Raw genomic sequence first — 17,916 nt, 5'->3', positions numbered from 1 at the left:
ATTTAAGGACTTTTTTTTACTAATGTCTTGTTCCTAGATCTTTTCTTAAGACATCTATATAAACAGCAATAACAATGATTGCTCCTATCAACACTTGTTGCCAAAAAGAACTAACGTCCATTAAGTTTAAACCATTTCTTAAAATTCCCATTATCATTACCCCAACAAAAACACCGAGTACAGTTCCACGTCCACCAAAAAAACTAGCTCCACCAATAATGCAGGCAGCAATTGCATCTAGCTCTGCATTTAAACCAGCATTAGGGTAACCTGAGTCAGCTCTGCCAGCTAAAATTAAAGCACCAAACCCAGCTAACAATCCACATAAAGAATATACAATTACTAAAATTCTATTAACATTTATTCCAGCTGCTCTTGCTGCATTTGGGTTTCCACCAATTGCATAAATCCATTTTCCAGTTCTAGTATGATTTAAAAATGCCCACATTAAAAAGAAAACAACTGCAATTAAAACTACACTCACAGGAAGATACTGAGATTCTTCTAAGCCTAACCAAGTTAAGTCAATTCTTCCATTACCAAGTAATCTTACCTCCTCAGTAAATCCACTAATTGGCACACCTCCCGAAATAAGATTACCTGTTCCTCTAAATATATAAAGTGTTCCTAATGTCATAATAAAAGGATGGGGCATGCGAAGAATTGTAATACCCAATCCATTAACCATTCCACATAGCGCACCCATTATTATAGGGATTATAATCACAATATACCAAGCAGCTCCTGCTTTTGAGGTTATCGCTAGAACCATGAGAGATAACATCATTATGGAGCCAACCGACAAATCAATTCCGGCAGTGACAATTACTATAAACACTCCGAGTGCAAGCATTGATTGCCAAGAAATTTGCTTAAAAACGTTTGTTACATTTCTCCAAGAAAGAAATACTTCAGGCTGCAAAAAGTGAAGGACAGCTATCATTAAAAAAAGTAATAATAATATTCCGTATTTATCAAAATAAGGGATAGTTTTTAAAAAAATATTTTGTTTTTTATTTTCTTTAGTTTCCATAATTTATTTTTTTCCCATAATCCAACCAATAACTTCATCTCTTGAAGTTTTTGATAATTCAGACTCTGCAAAATTAGTTCCCTGAAAAAGTGCCATTACTCTATCGCAGACTGCAAAAATATCATCCATTCTGTGACTAATAATAATTACACTTACACCCATTTTTTTTAAACTATTAATAAGATCTAAAACTTTTCCAACTTCTTTAATTGCTAAAGCTGCTGTAGGCTCATCCATGATTACCAATTTAGAGTTAAATGCTGTAGCTCTTGCTATTGCAATCGCTTGTCTTTGACCTCCAGACAGTTCTTCAACTTTTTGATCTGCACTTTTTACATGAATTTTTAACTTATCTAAGTGCGCTTCTGACATTTCTTTAATCTTTTTATAATCAAGCAGTTTTAAAAAACCTAATTTTTTAGTTGGTTCACGACCAAGAAAAATATTTTCCCCGATTGGTAAATTTCCTGCTAAAGCAAGATCTTGATAAACCATTTCAAGTCCCAAATTTTGAGAGTCTCTTGGACTTTCAAGCACTTCTTTATTGCCATTAAAATATAGGGCTCCTTTACTTGGTTTATAAAGGCCAGATAAAACTTTCATAAAGGTAGATTTGCCAGCACCGTTATCACCAACAACACCCAAACATTCTCCTTCTTTGATGGTCAGATTAACATTTTCTAATGCAGTGATAGTTCCAAAGTATTTACTTACACCTTTTGCTTCTAGAATTATTTTATTTGAAAAAGACATTGCTGCAACTTAAAAAGAAAATTAATTAATTGCAACAGGTTTTGATCTAATTAATTTTACAGTTTCTCTTTCTGCTCTTTTACATAGTCTTGGTGGTAAGTTTTTTGAGATTAATCTCATATCCTCTAAGACAATTTCACCCATTTCAGTGAAAGTGTCCTTTAACGCTCCAGCACGATGAGCTGAAAATAAAAAATTTTTTACTTTTCTAATTGGATCATTTTTTTTAACAGGTTCTTTAGGAAAAACATCAGTTGCTACATAAATATCACCCTTTTTAACTCTATTAATTAAATCTTTAAAATTAACAACAGCCGCTCTACTCATTAAAATAAATAAAGAATTTGACTTTAATTTACCAAGAAGTTTTTTATCAATAAGAGACTGATTATTTTTAGTAATTGCTGCTAATACATAAATTACATCACAAGTTTTAAACATATTCTCTAGAGTGATTGTGTTAAAACCATCGTCTTTAATAGTTTTACTAGGAACCCAAGGGTCATAAACATTAATATTTCTTGAAAAAGGTACCAATAAAGGTGTTAAAGCTTTTGCCAAGTCTCCATAACCTAGAAGACCAATTTTTTTTTCACTTAATAAAGAGGATTTTAAATTGCCTTCTAAGCCATATTTTTCAGCTTTATTGAGAAAATCTTTGTGTGAATTATGAATATCTCTTAATAAAGATAGAGTTAAACCTAAGGCTAGTTCAGCTACAGGTTTCGAAAATACTGGAGAAGTTGCAATAACGTGAATTCCTTTTTGAAAACAATATTCATAATCAATATTATCCATAAAATTACTTTCAACATTTATTACTGCTTTAAGCTTTTTTGCTTTTGATAAAAGTGACTTATTCAAATCAGGCTGACCCATTATAAATGTAGCCCTATGAATATTAGCTTCATAAAATTTTTTTTTATTATTTTTTGGAGGAGTTATTATTTCATATTTAGATTTTAACTCTTTAAATTTTTTTTTTGTAAAAATAAGATCAAGTGTTCTTGGGTAAGGATCAGATATAACGATTAATTTTGCCATAAATTGTTATTTAAACAATTACTTTATTATTTTTTTTACTTCTTTCAAAGAAAAAGGTTGGGGCTTTGCACAAGTTGTTTTGATTGATTGTAGTTTACCTGATGTACAAGCTTTCATTGTTGATTGAATAATATCTAAAACATGTAGTGAAAGCTCGCCATTACATTTATTAATTTTTTTATTTTCTATTGAATAAGCCATTTCTGCCAAACCAGCTCCTCTGTAATTAGAGTTTGTTGCAGACTCGTTTGCTCTAGAACTTTGTGATCTAATATTAATTTTTCCCAAAGGCATCTTGTTAGTTTTATATTCCTTCCAAGGATCTCCTAAATTTTTACAAACATAAACAGAACCACCAAACATATTTGGATCTGGGACAATCATTGAGCCTTTATCACCATATAGTTCTATATGATTTCTTTGATGAGCAATAACATCAAAGGAAAGAGTTAACCTAATAATACTTCCGTTCTCAAAGGTAATTGTAGATAAATATGTAGTAGGACACTCAACTTTAAATGTTTTATTTTTTTTTGGTCCTATACCAATAGTTCGTCTTTTAATTCCATTGACAACACTACCTGTTACTTTTTTTGCTGGTCCAAGTAAATTTACTAAAGCTGTTAAATAATAAGGACCCATATCAATTACTGGACCACCCTCTTTTTTTGCAAACCATGGTTCAGGATTAGGATGATATGATTGAACTCCAGGAAAAGCAAAAATTGCATTGCCAAAATTAATTTTTCCAATAATTTTTTTATCAACTAATTCTTTTGATTTCTGAATACCACCACCTAAAAATGTGTCTGGTGCATTACCAATATAAAGCTTTTTCTTTTTTGAGAGTCTTAATAGTTCTTGACCGTCTTTAAAATTAATCGCCAAAGGTTTTTCAGAATAAACATGTTTACCATTATTTAAGGCTTGCTTTGCTACTTGATAGTGTGCTTTTGGAATTGTTAGATTAAGAATAATCTCTATCTCACTATCTTTTAATAGCTCTTTTACTGTTAATGCCTCAATCTTAAAGTTTTTGGCGCATTTTAATGCATTATTATGGTTAATATCTGCACATTTGATAATTTTGATATTATTAAAGTATTTTTCAGATCTAAAATAAGTTTCTGAAATATGTCCACAGCCAATTAAGCCGACTTTAAATATTTTATTCATAGAAAATTATACGCCTTGTCTTTGCTTATTTTTTCCTTCTTTATGAATTTTTAAAGCTTCTTTATTCTCTTCTGTGGTTGGAATTTCTAGTGTTGGACTATCCCAAAAAGCTGAACCTTCTAGCCATTGGTAAGCATGTGTTTTAATTGAAATTACATAAGTCACATCTGATTTTTTTGCTCTTTTAAAAGCTTCTTCTAAATCTGAGATTGAACTTACCTCTTCTGATTTAGCCCCCATACTTGCAGCATGCTTGGCAAAATCAACACCTACAAGACCTGGTGTTTTTGAACTTTTAAGTAAATTATTAAACTCTTTTCCACCTTTAAATAATTGAAGTCTATTAATTACTGCAAAGCCACCATTGTCACAAACAATTATTATAAGTTTATTCTTTGTGATTACTGAAGAATAAATATCAGAATTATTCAATAAGTATGAACCATCTCCAATAAATGAAATTACTTCTTTATCTGGGTTGGCCATTTTAATTCCTAGTGCACCAGATATTTCATAACTCATACAACTAAAACCCCACTCTGTTTCGTGAGTATTTAACTCTCTTGGTCTCCAAACCTGTATGACTTCTCCTACAAGTCCACCTGCTGCTGTTACCGCAATATCTGAAGGATCAGAATTTCTATAGACAGCACCTACAACCTGCACATAACTTGGAATTTTTTGATTTGAAGGAGCGCTCTCTTTATCAACCTGCTCATTCCAAGCTTTTAATTCTATTTGAGATTTTTTATTCCATTCTTCACTTGCTTTCCACTCACCTAAAGCTTGAGATAATTCATCTAATGAAACCTTGGCATCTCCTACAACTGCTTGAGCCAAATGTTTATTTGCATCAAATCTTGAAACATTAATTGAAACAAGTTTAAAGTTTTCATTTTCAAAGTTAGTCCACGAGCCTGTTGTAAAGTCTGCAAGTTTAGTTCCAACTGCAATTGCAAGATCGGTTTGTTTGGCTAATGAATTAGTATTTTTCCCACCTAGCCCACCTATTTGTCCAGCATAGTGTGAATGATCTCTCTTCATTGTAGAATATCCCATTACAGTTTGAGTAACTGGAATATTATGTTTAATAGCAAATTTACTTAGCTCTTCCATTGCGTTAGAATAAAAAACTCCCCCACCAGAAATAATTATTGGATTTTTTGATGATTTAATTTTTTCTGCAGCTTCTTTAATTTGAAATTCATCTGGTCTAGGTCTTCTTATTGTGTGAACTTTTTCTTTGAAAAAGTCTTCTGGGTAATCAAAAGTTTGTCCTTGAATATCCTGGCTTAAAGCTATGCAAGCTGGTCCACAATCTGCTGGATCCAACATGGTCTGAACTGCTGCTGGAAATGATTGGATTATTTGTTCTGGCCTAGTGATTCTATCAAAATATCTAGTTACAGGTTTAAATGCATCATTTGCAGTAATTCCCGGGTTATTAAAATGTTCTACTTGTTGTAAAACAGGATCGGGCATTCTATTTGCGTAAGTATCGCCTGGTAAAAATAAAATTGGTAATCTGTTGCTCATTGCAACGGCTGCAGCTGTAACCATATTTGTTGCCCCTGGTCCCACCGATGATGTTGCTACAAAAATTTGCTGTCTTCTTTTTGCTCTAGCGTATCCAATACATGTAAGAGCCATGTTTTGTTCATGATGCCCCCTATATGTTGGCAGTTCTTTTTGATTTTCTTCTAACGCTTGACCTAAACAAGCTACATTTCCATGGCCAAATATTCCAAATACACCTGGGAATAAAGGTTCTTTTTTCCCATCAATTAATATTTTTTGAGCGATTAAATATTTAACTACTGCGTGAGCACAAGTGAGTTTGATTTTTTTCATTTATAAGTTTAGTCTTTTAATAAGTATAATTATTATATATATTTATATTTATAATTTAAAAAACCACATTAAGTAAACTTAAAAATAAATATTTATGTATAGCAAATTTGGACAATTCATTGACGGAAAATGGCAACAAGCAGAAAAAAAAGAAACTTATGATGTTATTAACCCAGCTACTGAAGAGGTAATTGGAAAAGCCTCAAAAGCATCTTCAGTAGATGTACAAAAAGCATTAAAATCTGCAGAAAAAGGTTTGGAAATTTGGAAAAATACAGCACCTTGGCAAAGATCTTATGTACTTAGAAAAATTGCAGACTTAATGAGAGAGAGAAAAGATGTTCTTGCTAAATGGTTAACACTTGAAGTTGGAAAACCACTTGCAGAAGGTGTTGGAGAAGTTGGTGGTGGAGCTGATATTTTTGAATGGAATGCTGAAGAGACAAAAAGAATTTATGGACAAACACAACAAAGTAGATTTCCAGATACTAGAGTGCATGTTTACTATCAGCCTGTAGGTGTAGTAGCTGCTTTGATACCTTGGAATTTTCCAGTCGTTTTAGCGTCAAGAAAAATTTCAACTGCTTTAGCAGCAGGTTGTTCTGTTATTTGTAAACCAGATACTATTACTCCTGGAACTGTTATGGAATTGGTAAATATTTGTAAAGAAGCTGGTGTTCCTGATGGAGTTATAAATCTTTTGTCTGGTGATCCAGCAGAAATTTCAAATGAATTAATGGACTCTGATATAGTTAAAAAAGTTTCAATTACAGGCTCAACAAGAGTTGGTAAAATAATTTTAAAAAAAGCAGCTGATAAAGTTCAAAGAGTTACAATGGAGTTAAGTGGGCACTCTCCCTTTATAGTATGTGAAGATGTAGATATTAATAAAGTAGCCGATATAGCAATAACTGGAAAGTTTAGAAACAATGGTCAAGTTTGTATTTCACCTAATAGATTTTATATTCAAGAAAATAGAAAAGATGAATTTGTTAGCGCTTTTATGGATAGAGCAAAAAAACTTAAAATTGGCAATGGAATGGATGAAGGTGTTGAATTGGGACCACTATCCACAGCTAAAAGATTAGAGGAAATAGAAAAATTAGTTGAGACCACTAAAAATGAAGGTGCTAAAGTTTTAATGGGTGGAAAAAGACCTTCTGGTTTTAATAAAGGTTATTATTACGAACCAACAGTTTTTGATGATGTTAAAGATAATTTCACAATTATGAAAGAAGAGCCTTTTGGTCCTCTTGTACCAATTTTAACATTTAAAACTTTTGATGAAGTTATTGAAAGAGCTAATGATAATGACCTAGGTTTGTGTAGCTATTTATATACAAACTCAATGGACAAAGCTCATATTGGTTCTGAGAAATTAGAATCCGGAGTTGTTGCTGTTAACACAGGGGTAGTTGCACTTGCTGAAGCTCCTTTTGGTGGCATAAAACAAACTGGTTATGGACGTGAAGGTGGATCTGGCGCAATCAAAGATTACTTGAATGTTAAATATACTCACATGGGTTTAAAAATATAATTATGAGAAAAAATAAAATTAAAGAAATGATGAAGACAGGTAAACCTGTAATTAATGGATGGTTACAAATTCCAAGCACTGTTTCAGCAGAAGTAATGGCACATCAAGGTTGGGACTCTCTTACAATTGATATGCAGCACGGTTTGGTTGATTATACTAATGCATTACCAATGTTGCAGACCATATCAACAACAAATGTTACCCCCCTTGCAAGAGTTAACTGGAATGAGCCTGGTCAAATAATGAAAATACTGGATGCAGGTTGCTATGGAATAATTTGCCCAATGGTAAGTAATAAGGAAGAAGCAGAAAAATTTGTTCAAGCATGCATGTACCCTCCTCATGGATACAGAAGTTTTGGTCCAGTTAGAGGCTTAATTTATGGTGGAGCAGATTATGCAGTTCATTCGAATGATGAAATGTTAAAATTTGCAATGATTGAAACTAAAGAGTCTTTAGATAAACTTGATGAAATTATGTCAACGCCAGATCTTGATGGAATTTATATTGGTCCTGCAGATTTAAGTTTGGCAATTGGTGAGGCTCCTGGCTTTGATAGACCCGAAGATACAAAAGCTTATTCTGAAATTTTAAGAATTTTAGAACATGCAAAGAAAAATAATATTTTTGCTGGAATTCATAATGGTACTCCTGAGTATGCCCAAAAAATGATTGATAAAGGTTTTAATTTTGTAACAATTGGTGCAGATCAAAGAGCACTAAGCTCTGGTGCAAAAGCTGTAGTTGATAAAATGAAAGGTTTTTCTAAAAAAGAAGAATCTAAAGCTTATTAAGCAAGATCTTTAAACTTCTTTATATAAAAACTCTCTTCTATCAACAAATTCTTCGAATGTTTTTATTGTTACGACTGATGGCAAAATAAATATTGATCTTTTGTCCACTTGGTTTCTAATAATCCTAAAATATCCTCTTTTAATAGCTGTATCGATATAAACATTTGATGTTAGGTAAGATTTTTCAATAAACTTTAAAAGTTGATTTTTAGTTATTGTTTCATTCTTGTAATAAGCAAGCATGACCATATGCAACATAATCCAATGCTGTGCAGTTAAAGAAAACCATTTAAGTAAATCATTAGACATTCTTCCAGCAAAATCTCCTAATGAAATTTCTGCTATATTTATTCTTTTTTGAATTTCTTTTGTGTAAGGACTGTTTTTATAAGTAAAGGTGGAAGATTTTTTTTTAATCTTTTTTATCATCTAATTTTTATCTCTAAGTTCTTTGTAGATATTATTAACTCTGTGAACTTCTTTAGCAATATTAAAATAACCTTCATATTCAATATCATTAGGAGTTACATCAAAATGATAATGACCAGCTACATTTTCTTTAGTATAGGAGTGAAAATGTGTGTGCTCACCAGATTCTCTTAAGTCAAGATTGCCTCCAGTAGGATCTCCTGTCCAGAGTACGCTATAACCTTGTAGCTCAGGGCCAACAGGCTCATAAAATTGTAAAAAATCTTTTACACATTTCATTTGCTTGGCATCATAGTATTCATGCTTAATATCAGCGTAGTCAGGCTGCACATGTGATTTAATTTGTCCTTTTAAAATTCTAAAAATACCAGCTAAGGCAATATGTTCATTATCTTTAATTGGTAAATTATCAGTCAAAGCTTTTCTCATTGCTTGAGGAAGAGAGCCTTGATCTCCAGATCTACCTTTTATTTTAATTTTTATAACTTTTCCTTTAATGCCATCTGTATAATAAACATTTCCTAACCCACCATGTTTCCTTGCTGTATATTTTTCAGCAATACACTCTTTGTTTGTTCCAACTCTTGCTATGATTGATTTTGATTCAGAGGTAATTAAATTTTCATTAATCACTAGTTCTCCACAATGACCATCTAAGCATGACATTGCACCTGAACCAGCACCTAATGCATAAGATTTTTCAGATCCAATTTTTTTTGAAATTTCTTCATAATCAAATTCAGCACCCAAATGCTTTGGGTCATGCATATAGGGCTCTCCTCCTACATCTATAATTCTTTCATTTCCACTTATCCCTTCAGCTGGACATCCCCACTCTTTTAAATTAGGACAATCTTGCACTGAAACTTCTACTTGATGATAATTTTTTATTAATCCACTCTGAAGTGCTTCTGAAATTTTGGCTAAAGAAATTTCTTTAAAATCTGCTTTTTCAATTTTTAATTGCATTTATTTATTCCTATTTTTTTAAATCAATTTTATTTAATATTACTCTTGATGTCTATAAGAATTATATATAATATCTATACCTATTTATAACAATGAAAGAAATTATCAATGATTAATAAAGATTTAAAAGTAGCAGTTCTTGGTGCAGGAGCAATGGGATGTTTATTTGGAGGCCTTTTGGCTGAAAAAGGTTTAGACGTAATTTTAATTGATGTATGGAAAGAGCATGTTGATGCAATAAATAACAATGGCTTAAAAATGGATGGTCATGGTGGTGATAGATTTATAAAAGTAAAAGCAACAACAGATACTTCTAACTTAAAAAAAGTTGATGCTATAATTGTAATGTGCAAAGCAACAGCCTTAACACCAGCTTTAAATAGCATTAAGAATATCGTTGGAGAAAAAACAGTTTTAATGTCTTTTCAAAATGGAATTGGTCATGAAGCGATTATGCAAGAAATTATCAGTAAAGAGAAAGTCCTTGGAGGCACGACTACCCAAGCAGCAAATATTTTAGGACCTGGACATATTAAAAATCATGCAGGCTTACCCTCTTGGATTGGAGAGTATGATAAAGGTGGTATGAGCAAAAGAGTAGAAGATGTTGCAGAAACTTTTACGGCTTATGGTTTGGAAACAATTGCATCAGAAAATGTTAAAAAAAGGAAATGGATGAAATTATTTGCATTAACAGCTATTGGGCCATTATCTGCGATTTTTGACCTCAATCATACTGAGCTTTATATAGATAATAAAGAGCAACTAACTGCAAAAGCTTTAGGTAAACAAATTATTTTAGAAACAAGAAAAGTTGCTTTAGCTGACGGTGTTGAGGTATCTGAGGATGAATGTTTGGATATGTTTAATAAAATTGTTGATTCAAAACAAACTAATAAATCATCAATGGCATTCGATATTCTTTATAAGAGAAAATCTGAAATTGACTTTATTAGTGGTGCGGTTTCAAAAATTGCTAAAGGTCATGGAATTGAAACACCTTTAAACGATTTAATGTATAAAATGATCAAAATTAAAGAAGGAATGTTTATTTGAATAAATGATTCAATTAACAAAATTGAAAAAACTAGAAAATAATTTTCCAGTTTTAACTGGTGATAAGGCCCTTTCTAAAAAACTATGTGACCAGCTAATTAAAGAGATTCAAGATATGAATTCCTTTGATGATACGATTATGGGTGGAAGAAGTAGGATTAATAAAGGTTCAAAAAATTTTAATAAATATCTAAAGAAGTCTAACGTTTCACAAAAAATTTTCAGACATTTTAATAGTAAAATTTTTTATAAAAGAATAGAAAAAATATTTTCTCAAAAATTTAAGAAAAGTTCATGGTCCAATGTATTTGTACCAGAAATATTTAATGAAAAAAAATTTACACCAAAAAATAAAGTAACCTCATCTGAATTACAAAAAATATTGGGTAACAGTTATAAAAATCCTAAAGTTAATTTAGATATAGATTTCTCAGTTTCTAAGAGTGGGTATCAACTAAAACCTCATAGAGATGATATTACACGTTTATTTAATTTTTTAATTTATCTAAATGATATACCAAAAAAAAACGGTGGATCATTAACTCTATATAAAAAAAAAGGTATCAAAGATTTAAGAAAAAGCTTTAGAAGGTTTCCAAATATTAAGGAGCTGGATGTAATTAAGGAATTTACCCCAAAAAAAGGGACTATTATATTTTTTCAATCAACTCCTAATTCTTATCATGGTGTAAGAAAATTTAAGGAATTTAGAAACGAAAAGAGGTATTTTATATATGGAAGTTATGCTTTAAATAAACCTGTCATATGGAGCTTTAAGGGCAATGAATATTATCCAAAAATTTCTGATAATAACAAAAAGATGCTCAGTTCTTTTCATGACTCAAATTATTTGATTAAATAGATATTAGATATGAATAAAAATTATAAAACTCTTTTAGAAAAACATGGTTACCTCAAAATTAAGAATGTTTTAAATTTTGATTATGATCTTAAGCCAATCTTAAATGATATGGAGTTTGTGATGAATGAATTGATAATAAAATTTGTGTCAAAAAAACTTCATCAAAAAGTTTTGAAATATGATTTTAAAAAAAAATATACCTATATATCTAAATTAAAAATACATGATCTTGATCAATATTTTAATACACGACTACCAAGGGATCATGTAAAAAAAGATAGCGATTATTTTGCAACTAATTCTTTATGGAATTTGATTAATAATAAAAAGATTTTAAATGTTGTTGAAAAAATTTTAGGTCCTGAGATTTTATCTAATCCAGTTCAAAATACCCGTATCAAGCAACCTGAAAAGAAATTACAAAAAAAATCTATCTTTAATGGTTTAAGTGGTAGAACCCCCTGGCACCAAGATGCTGCAGTGCTGTCTAAAAAGGGTCAAAGATTAACAGATATGGTTACAGTCTGGATTCCTTTTACCAGAACAACTGTTAAAAATGGTTGTATGATTACAGTAAGTAAATTCAACAAATTAGGACTATTAAATCACATATCAAACTCTAATGGTGAAGTTCAAATCAAAAATAGTGAAATAATAGATAAACATAAAGTAGTAGCATTAGAAGCTAATGTTGGAGACATTATATTACTACACAAGCATTCTGTTCATTGCTCACTACCAAATAAATCTAATAACTTTAGAATTAGTGCAGACTTAAGATATAATAAAGCTGGTCAGCCCTCAGGAAGAGAGCCTTTGCCTAGCTTTTATGTAAAAAGTAAAAGTAAAAAAAACTTAAAAATTATTAACTATAAACAATGGCTAGGTTTATGGGAAAAGGCTAAAAAGAAATGTATTCCAAGAAAATATGCCTTTAAATATACAATACCAACATTCAAAGGAACCAAAAAAGATTTAATTAATCTTATTTAGTTTTCTTAATAATCAAAGTATATATTTTTTATGAAAAAAATTTTAATTATCCAAAATATAAATGAAGCAGGTCCTAAATTATTAACAGACCATCCTGACTACGAGTTTGAAATAATTGAAGATATTGATGATCCATCTTTAAAAGATAAAATTGTAGATTGTGATGGAGCCTCTTTAAGAACTGCAAAGTTATCTGGTGAAATTATAAATCTTGGAAAAAAATTAAAGATTATTTCAAGACATGGGGTTGGTTATGACAATATTGATTTAGATACTTGTAAAAAAAATGATATTACAATTGCTATAACAGCAACTGCAAATGCGGTAGCAGTAGCAGAACATGTATTGTTTATGCTTCTCAGTATTTCCAAAAGAAAAAATATGTATGATGACTGTGTTAAAAAAGGTAATTTTAGTGACAGAAATAAATTACCAAAAACTGTAGAAATATGGGGTAAAAACATCTTAATTGCTGGATTTGGTAGGATTGGTCAATGTTTGATTAAGAGATGCTTGGGTTTTGAAATGAATGTTTTTGTTTATGACCCATTTGTTTCTGCTGAAAAAATTGAATCTTTGGGTGGAAAAAAAGTTGAAGACTTGAAAGAATCTGTAAAGACTGTGGATGCTATCTCGCTACACATACCTTTAAATGATAAAACAAAAAATATGATCAATTTAGATTTATTAAAAACAATGAAAAAAAATTGTATTATTATTAACGCTGCTAGAGGCGGAATAATAAATGAAAATGATCTAGATCAAGCATTAAATGAAGATTTAATTTTTGGTGCAGGATTAGATGTATTTAAAATAGAGCCGCCAGAAAAAAATAATCCTTTATTAAGAAATGATAAAGTATTTTTAAGCCCTCATACTGCTGCGTTTACAGAAGAGTGCATGATTAGAATGGGTAAAGAAACAATTCAAAATATTATTGATTTTTTTGATAACAAAATTGAAAAATCTAAAATAGTTAAATTATAAAATTACTTAATAATTTGTAAATTTGACTCTTCACAAGTTTTGGTCAAATAATTAAAGCCTATTTTAGCATACTCTAATGGATTTGCTTTACTCGGATCCTGCTCTGCTTCAACAACAAGCCATCCAGAATAATCATTTTTTTTTAACAGATCAAAAAATGGCTTATAATCGATGTAACCATCACCTGGTACTGTAAAAGCACCTTCTAAGAATGCCTGTCTAAAACTTAAATCTTCGTTCAAAGATTTATCTAAAATATTTTTTCTCATATCTTTGCAGTGAATATGAATAATTCTATCTTTAAATTTATCATAAGTTTCTAAGGAATTTCCATTAGCAAACAACATGTGTCCAGTATCTAAAATTAATTTAACCTGTTCTGATGTGCTTTCTAATAACCTTTCAGTATCTTTTTGTGTTTCAATAACTGTGCCCATGTGATGGTGATACGCTAAAGGCATACCTTGATCTTCAAGATATTTACTAATTTCTGATATTTTTTTACAAAAATCTTTCCATCCATCGTTATCCATTTGTGGTCTTGTTGATAATGCTCTTGATTGATCACCTGCTATTGAACCAGACACTTCGGCAAAAACAATACAGGGTGCTTTACAGTTCTTAAAAAGAATTAATTGTTCTTGTATTAATTTAATTTCATCTTTCACTAAATTTTTTCTTAGATTGGCCCCATACCATCCAGAACATAGTTTTAGGTTATGTTTTTCCAGCATAGGTATTAATTCATCTGATTTTTTTGGAAACTTCCCACCAGACTCTATTCCTGAAAAACCAGCTTCGCTGGCCTCTGAAAGGCATTGTTCTAGAGGAGTATCACCTCCAAGTTCTGGCATATCATCATTGCTCCATGCTATAGGTGCTATTCCTAATTTTACTGACATAATATTTTTTTTTGTTATGATATATGAAACTGTAAACACAATGAAAACAAAAAAATTATCTTTAGGAATAGTTGGTGGGGGTCCAAAATCTTGGATTGGTCATGTACATAGAATTTCTGCAAGATTTGACAATCAATATGAGATAATTGCTGGTGTTTTTTCAAGAAATTCAAAATTATCAGTCAGTTTCGGGCAAAGTATTGGGATTGCAAAAGATAGATGCTACTCAAATTATAAAGAAATGGCAGATAAAGAGTCAAAAAGAGAAGATGGTATTGAAGTTGTATCCATAATGACACCTCCAGCAAGTCACCAAATTATTGCAGAGAAATTTATTGATAAAGATATTCACATTATTTCTGACAAACCATTTGCAGGGAATTTAGATCAAGCCAAAAAATTATATAAAAAAATTAAATCTAATAAAAAAATTAAGTACGCCCTAACTCATAATTATTCTGCCTACCCCATGGTCAGAGAAGCAAAGGTTCTGGTTGAAAAAGGAAAGATAGGAAAAGTTGAATATGTTAATGTTGAATATATTCAGGATTGGTCTGGAGGAGAAAATATAACTTCAAAAAATGCAAAGAAAAAACTAAAATGGAAATTAGATAATAAAATTGTTGGTGCTTCAGCTGTCCTTAATGAGATTGGAACACATTCTTATCATTTGGCATCATATATTTCTGGATTAAAAGGAAAAACTGTTTTTGCTGACATAAAACAAATTTCAAATAAAATTAAGATGGATGATAATGCTCAAGTGATGATTAACTTTGCTAATGGAGCCAAAGGAATGTTTTGGACAAGTGTGATGGCAAGAGGTGGAGTTTATGGTTTAAGAATAAGAATATTTGGTACCAAAGGAAGTTTAGAATGGGTACAGAACGATCCTAACTATCTAAAGTTAAACCCAGCAAAAGGTGCTGTTAAGTTATTGGAGAGAGGTTTTCATAACGCAGGATTTTCTACAAAATTTTCTAGAATCAAATTTGGTCATCCAGAGGGTTACTTAGATGCTTTTGCAAACATCTATAGAGAGTTTGCAGATTCAATTAAAAGTAAATCCAAGAAAAGATTTTTTTATCCAAATGAAGATGAGGGACTAGAAACTGCAAAATTTATAAATGCATGTAAAATTTCCTCTAAAAGAAAAAGATGGGTAAAAATATAATAAATATAGCTCTATTTGGCCTTGGTAGAATTGGCCAAATGCATGCTGAGAATTTAAGCAATCATCCTGAGTTTAATTTAAAATATATTTTCGATTTGGATGAAAATTTAACAAAAAAATTATCAAAAAAATATCAATGTATTGCTATTAAAGACCCTAATATAGCCTTTAAAGATAAAAATATTAAAAGTATCTTCATAGCAACAAGCACAAATACTCACTTAAAATTTATAGAAGAAGCAGTTAAAAATAAGAAAATTGTTTTCTGTGAAAAACCCTTAGATTTAGATTTAAAAAAAATTGATCAATGTAAAAAAAATATTGCGAAATATAATCCTAAAATTCAAATAGGATTTAATAGAAGATATGATCCGGCCCACAACTCTTTAAAGAAAAACTTAATTAAAGGTAAAATAGGCAAACTAGAAAAGATAATAATTACAAGCCGTGACCCTGCCCCACCGCCTTTAAGTTATTTGAAGACTTCTGGAGGTATTTTTAAAGATATGATGATACACGATTTTGATTTAGCCAGATATTATACTGGTTCAGACGAGTTTGAATCTATTTTTGCCACAGGTGAATATTTTTCAGAAAAAAAATTTAGAAAAATAAAAGATTTAGAGTTAGCAACTGTTATAATGAGATCTAAAAAAGGGGTTCAGTGTATTATTACAAATTCACGACACTGTAGCTTTGGATACGATCAAAGAGTTGAACTTTTTGGAAATAAAGGAATGATAATTTCTGATAATCAAAGAGATTTGGAGACTGTAATTTATTCTAAAAATTCAACAAATAACAAATCTCCTTTTAAGACTTTTTTTATAGAAAGATATTCTGAGGCATACAAAATTCAATTAAATGATCTTGTAAAACTATGCAAAAAAAATATTAGGCCTATTGCAGATTTTGAAGATGGAAGAAGATCTTTAATTCTAGCTGCAACTGCAAATAAATCTCTAAAAACAAAGATGTTTGAAAAAGTTAAATTTTAATATTTAGAAAATACTTTAACTTAATAAACCATAAGTTGAAAAATTTTTTTAGTTTTCAACAAAAATACAATTTCTTTAAATTGACAAATTTTAAAAAAATATGTTTTAATGATCAGATTAATAAAGGAGAAACTTATGAAAAAATATATTGTAATGGGCAATTATACAGCAAAGGCCTTCCAAGGTTTTATGAAGAACCCTAAGCAAGATAGATCAATAGCTGTAAAAGCATTAACTGAAGCTGTAGGTGGAACTTTTGAATCTTTTTATATTACAAGAGGTCCTTATGATTTTGTTGCAGTCACTTCAGGAGACATGCCTTATGAAAATTTTGCTGGTATAAAATTAGCTGTTGAAGCTAGTGGAACAGTAGAAAATATGGTTATCCTTGAAGAGATGGATATGAGCAAAACAGCTGAGCTTGCCGCTAAGGCTATGGCTGGCTACAAACCTGCTGGTTAATTATTTGTGTCAACTTCCAGTTCAAAAAGCTGGAAGTTAGCTAGTTTCAAATAAAGTTGGAAACATTTTACCAGATAAATCATCACCATTTTTATAACCATTATTTTCCATAATAGCTCTTTCTTCTCTAGCCCAATTTCCTCTATAAATAATTTTAGAGTTTTCTTTTGCCATTCTTAATGTGTATCTATGAACATCTTTTTTAGGTGTAACAGTATTTAATCCTCCATGTAGTGTTCTAATATCAAAATAAATACAGTCGCCAACTTCTAAATCCCATTGTAAAAATTCATAATCATCTTTATTTTCTAATATGTTAGGAGTTAATTCATATTTTTTTCCATTAACAACTCCAACCTTGCCATCAACTTCATGGCCATCATTAAATCTTGTTCTTAAAAATAGCTTATCCCATAAATGTGAACCTTTAACCCAAGCAATACCATCTTCCTTTTTAACTGACTCAAGCGGTATCCACAATACACACATAGATCCTTCAAAATCGAAATATGATATATCGTGATGAAAAGGTGGTGATGACTTTGATCCCGCTTCCCTAAAAAACCAATTATCCATCACTAAATTAATTTTTTGGGCTTCTAAAAGTTCTGCTGCAATTTTGGGTGTTGGTGAATTAAATACAAAATCTTTAAATTCCTCATGTAAATTCCAAGTCCAAAAATCTTCATAATATCCTGCTAGTTTTTGGTCTTTTGTGTGGTTTACAAGTCTTGGACTAGGACTTTCTTTGCCTTTTTTAATTCCTTTTTTTAACTTTTCAATCCATGCGTTATCAAATTTGCCTTTAATTAAGACCGCACCATCTTTTTTAAATAGATCTACTTCTGCTTTGGTAATAATTTTGCTCATATATTATTATTATAATATAATGTAAT

Annotated in this window: 18 protein-coding genes; 9 read left to right on the top strand and 9 right to left on the bottom strand. The window is 30.5% G+C overall.

Features of this window, described 5'->3' with window-relative positions:
- Positions 1 to 19: 19 nt before the first annotated feature.
- The 5 genes from ABXT48_RS01920 to iolD are packed head-to-tail and all read right to left on the bottom strand — an operon-like array spanning position 20 to position 5,857.
- Positions 20 to 1,033: an ABC transporter permease gene (locus ABXT48_RS01920; protein WP_415286800.1), complete on the bottom strand. Its 1,014-nt coding sequence runs from the start codon at positions 1,031 to 1,033 to the stop codon at positions 20 to 22.
- Between the two features lie 3 nt (positions 1,034 to 1,036).
- Positions 1,037 to 1,786, bottom strand: coding sequence for an ATP-binding cassette domain-containing protein (locus ABXT48_RS01915; RefSeq protein ID WP_415286799.1), 750 nt, complete (start codon positions 1,784 to 1,786; stop codon positions 1,037 to 1,039).
- Positions 1,787 to 1,807: 21 nt separating this feature from the next.
- Positions 1,808 to 2,830: an NAD(P)-dependent oxidoreductase gene (locus tag ABXT48_RS01910; protein WP_415286798.1), complete on the bottom strand. Its 1,023-nt coding sequence runs from the start codon at positions 2,828 to 2,830 to the stop codon at positions 1,808 to 1,810.
- Positions 2,831 to 2,848: 18 nt separating this feature from the next.
- Positions 2,849 to 4,006 carry a Gfo/Idh/MocA family protein gene (locus ABXT48_RS01905; RefSeq protein ID WP_415286797.1) on the bottom strand — a complete coding sequence of 386 codons (1,158 nt, stop codon included), beginning with the start codon at positions 4,004 to 4,006 and terminating at the stop codon, positions 2,849 to 2,851.
- Between the two features lie 6 nt (positions 4,007 to 4,012).
- Complete coding sequence (gene iolD, locus ABXT48_RS01900; RefSeq protein ID WP_415286796.1) at positions 4,013 to 5,857, bottom strand: 3D-(3,5/4)-trihydroxycyclohexane-1,2-dione acylhydrolase (decyclizing); 1,845 nt, start codon at positions 5,855 to 5,857, stop codon at positions 4,013 to 4,015.
- Between the two features lie 94 nt (positions 5,858 to 5,951).
- Here iolD and ABXT48_RS01895 point away from each other — a divergent pair, with 94 nt between their 5' ends.
- Complete coding sequence (locus ABXT48_RS01895; protein ID WP_415286795.1) at positions 5,952 to 7,394, top strand: NAD-dependent succinate-semialdehyde dehydrogenase; 1,443 nt, start codon at positions 5,952 to 5,954, stop codon at positions 7,392 to 7,394.
- Positions 7,395 to 7,396: 2 nt separating this feature from the next.
- The gene (locus ABXT48_RS01890) at positions 7,397 to 8,188 is read left to right on the top strand and encodes an HpcH/HpaI aldolase family protein (RefSeq protein WP_415286794.1); all 792 of its coding nucleotides are present in this window, start codon (positions 7,397 to 7,399) and stop codon (positions 8,186 to 8,188) included.
- Positions 8,189 to 8,197: 9 nt separating this feature from the next.
- Here ABXT48_RS01890 and ABXT48_RS01885 read toward each other — a convergent pair whose 3' ends face one another.
- Both ABXT48_RS01885 and ABXT48_RS01880 read right to left on the bottom strand, forming a co-directional pair.
- The gene (locus ABXT48_RS01885) at positions 8,198 to 8,617 is read right to left on the bottom strand and encodes a hypothetical protein (protein WP_415286793.1); all 420 of its coding nucleotides are present in this window, start codon (positions 8,615 to 8,617) and stop codon (positions 8,198 to 8,200) included.
- Positions 8,618 to 9,586: a DUF1907 domain-containing protein gene (locus ABXT48_RS01880; RefSeq protein ID WP_415286792.1), complete on the bottom strand. Its 969-nt coding sequence runs from the start codon at positions 9,584 to 9,586 to the stop codon at positions 8,618 to 8,620. It lies immediately after the preceding gene.
- A gap of 108 nt (positions 9,587 to 9,694) precedes the next feature.
- On the opposite strand from ABXT48_RS01880, the gene ABXT48_RS01875 reads away from it, so the two are divergent.
- The 4 genes from ABXT48_RS01875 to ABXT48_RS01860 are packed head-to-tail and all read left to right on the top strand — an operon-like array spanning position 9,695 to position 13,484.
- Positions 9,695 to 10,642: a ketopantoate reductase family protein gene (locus tag ABXT48_RS01875; protein WP_415286791.1), complete on the top strand. Its 948-nt coding sequence runs from the start codon at positions 9,695 to 9,697 to the stop codon at positions 10,640 to 10,642.
- Positions 10,643 to 10,646: 4 nt separating this feature from the next.
- Entirely contained in the window at positions 10,647 to 11,504 is an 858-nt protein-coding gene (locus ABXT48_RS01870) for a 2OG-Fe(II) oxygenase (protein ID WP_415286790.1), read from the top strand.
- 9 nt (positions 11,505 to 11,513) lie between these two features.
- Positions 11,514 to 12,497 carry a phytanoyl-CoA dioxygenase family protein gene (locus ABXT48_RS01865; RefSeq protein ID WP_415286789.1) on the top strand — a complete coding sequence of 328 codons (984 nt, stop codon included), beginning with the start codon at positions 11,514 to 11,516 and terminating at the stop codon, positions 12,495 to 12,497.
- A gap of 30 nt (positions 12,498 to 12,527) precedes the next feature.
- On the top strand, positions 12,528 to 13,484 hold the full coding sequence (locus ABXT48_RS01860) for an NAD(P)-dependent oxidoreductase (protein WP_415286788.1): 957 nt from the start codon (positions 12,528 to 12,530) through the stop codon (positions 13,482 to 13,484).
- Between the two features lie 2 nt (positions 13,485 to 13,486).
- On the opposite strand, the gene iolE is transcribed toward ABXT48_RS01860, so the two are convergent.
- Entirely contained in the window at positions 13,487 to 14,386 is a 900-nt protein-coding gene (gene iolE, locus ABXT48_RS01855; RefSeq protein WP_415286787.1) for a myo-inosose-2 dehydratase, read from the bottom strand.
- Between the two features lie 40 nt (positions 14,387 to 14,426).
- Here iolE and ABXT48_RS01850 point away from each other — a divergent pair, with 40 nt between their 5' ends.
- The 3 genes from ABXT48_RS01850 to ABXT48_RS01840 all read left to right on the top strand — a co-directional run bounded on the left by ABXT48_RS01850 (position 14,427) and on the right by ABXT48_RS01840 (position 17,020).
- A complete protein-coding gene (locus ABXT48_RS01850) occupies positions 14,427 to 15,560 on the top strand; it encodes a Gfo/Idh/MocA family protein (RefSeq protein ID WP_415286786.1) in 1,134 nt (377 codons plus the stop codon).
- The gene (iolG, locus tag ABXT48_RS01845; protein ID WP_415286785.1) at positions 15,545 to 16,558 is read left to right on the top strand and encodes an inositol 2-dehydrogenase; all 1,014 of its coding nucleotides are present in this window, start codon (positions 15,545 to 15,547) and stop codon (positions 16,556 to 16,558) included. Before ABXT48_RS01850 ends, iolG begins: the two co-directional genes overlap by 16 nt.
- A gap of 135 nt (positions 16,559 to 16,693) precedes the next feature.
- Positions 16,694 to 17,020 (top strand): GYD domain-containing protein, encoded by a 327-nt coding sequence (locus ABXT48_RS01840; RefSeq protein WP_415286784.1) that lies wholly within the window; start codon positions 16,694 to 16,696, stop codon positions 17,018 to 17,020.
- A 36-nt stretch (positions 17,021 to 17,056) separates the two neighbouring features.
- Here ABXT48_RS01840 and ABXT48_RS01835 read toward each other — a convergent pair whose 3' ends face one another.
- The gene (locus ABXT48_RS01835; RefSeq protein ID WP_415286783.1) at positions 17,057 to 17,890 is read right to left on the bottom strand and encodes a phytanoyl-CoA dioxygenase family protein; all 834 of its coding nucleotides are present in this window, start codon (positions 17,888 to 17,890) and stop codon (positions 17,057 to 17,059) included.
- Between the last annotated feature and the right edge of the window lie 26 nt (positions 17,891 to 17,916).

The sequence above is a fragment of the Candidatus Pelagibacter sp. Uisw_101 genome (assembly GCF_047727615.1).
Taxonomy (GTDB): domain Bacteria; phylum Pseudomonadota; class Alphaproteobacteria; order Pelagibacterales; family Pelagibacteraceae; genus Pelagibacter.
This window is presented reverse-complemented; position numbering and strand designations above follow the sequence as displayed.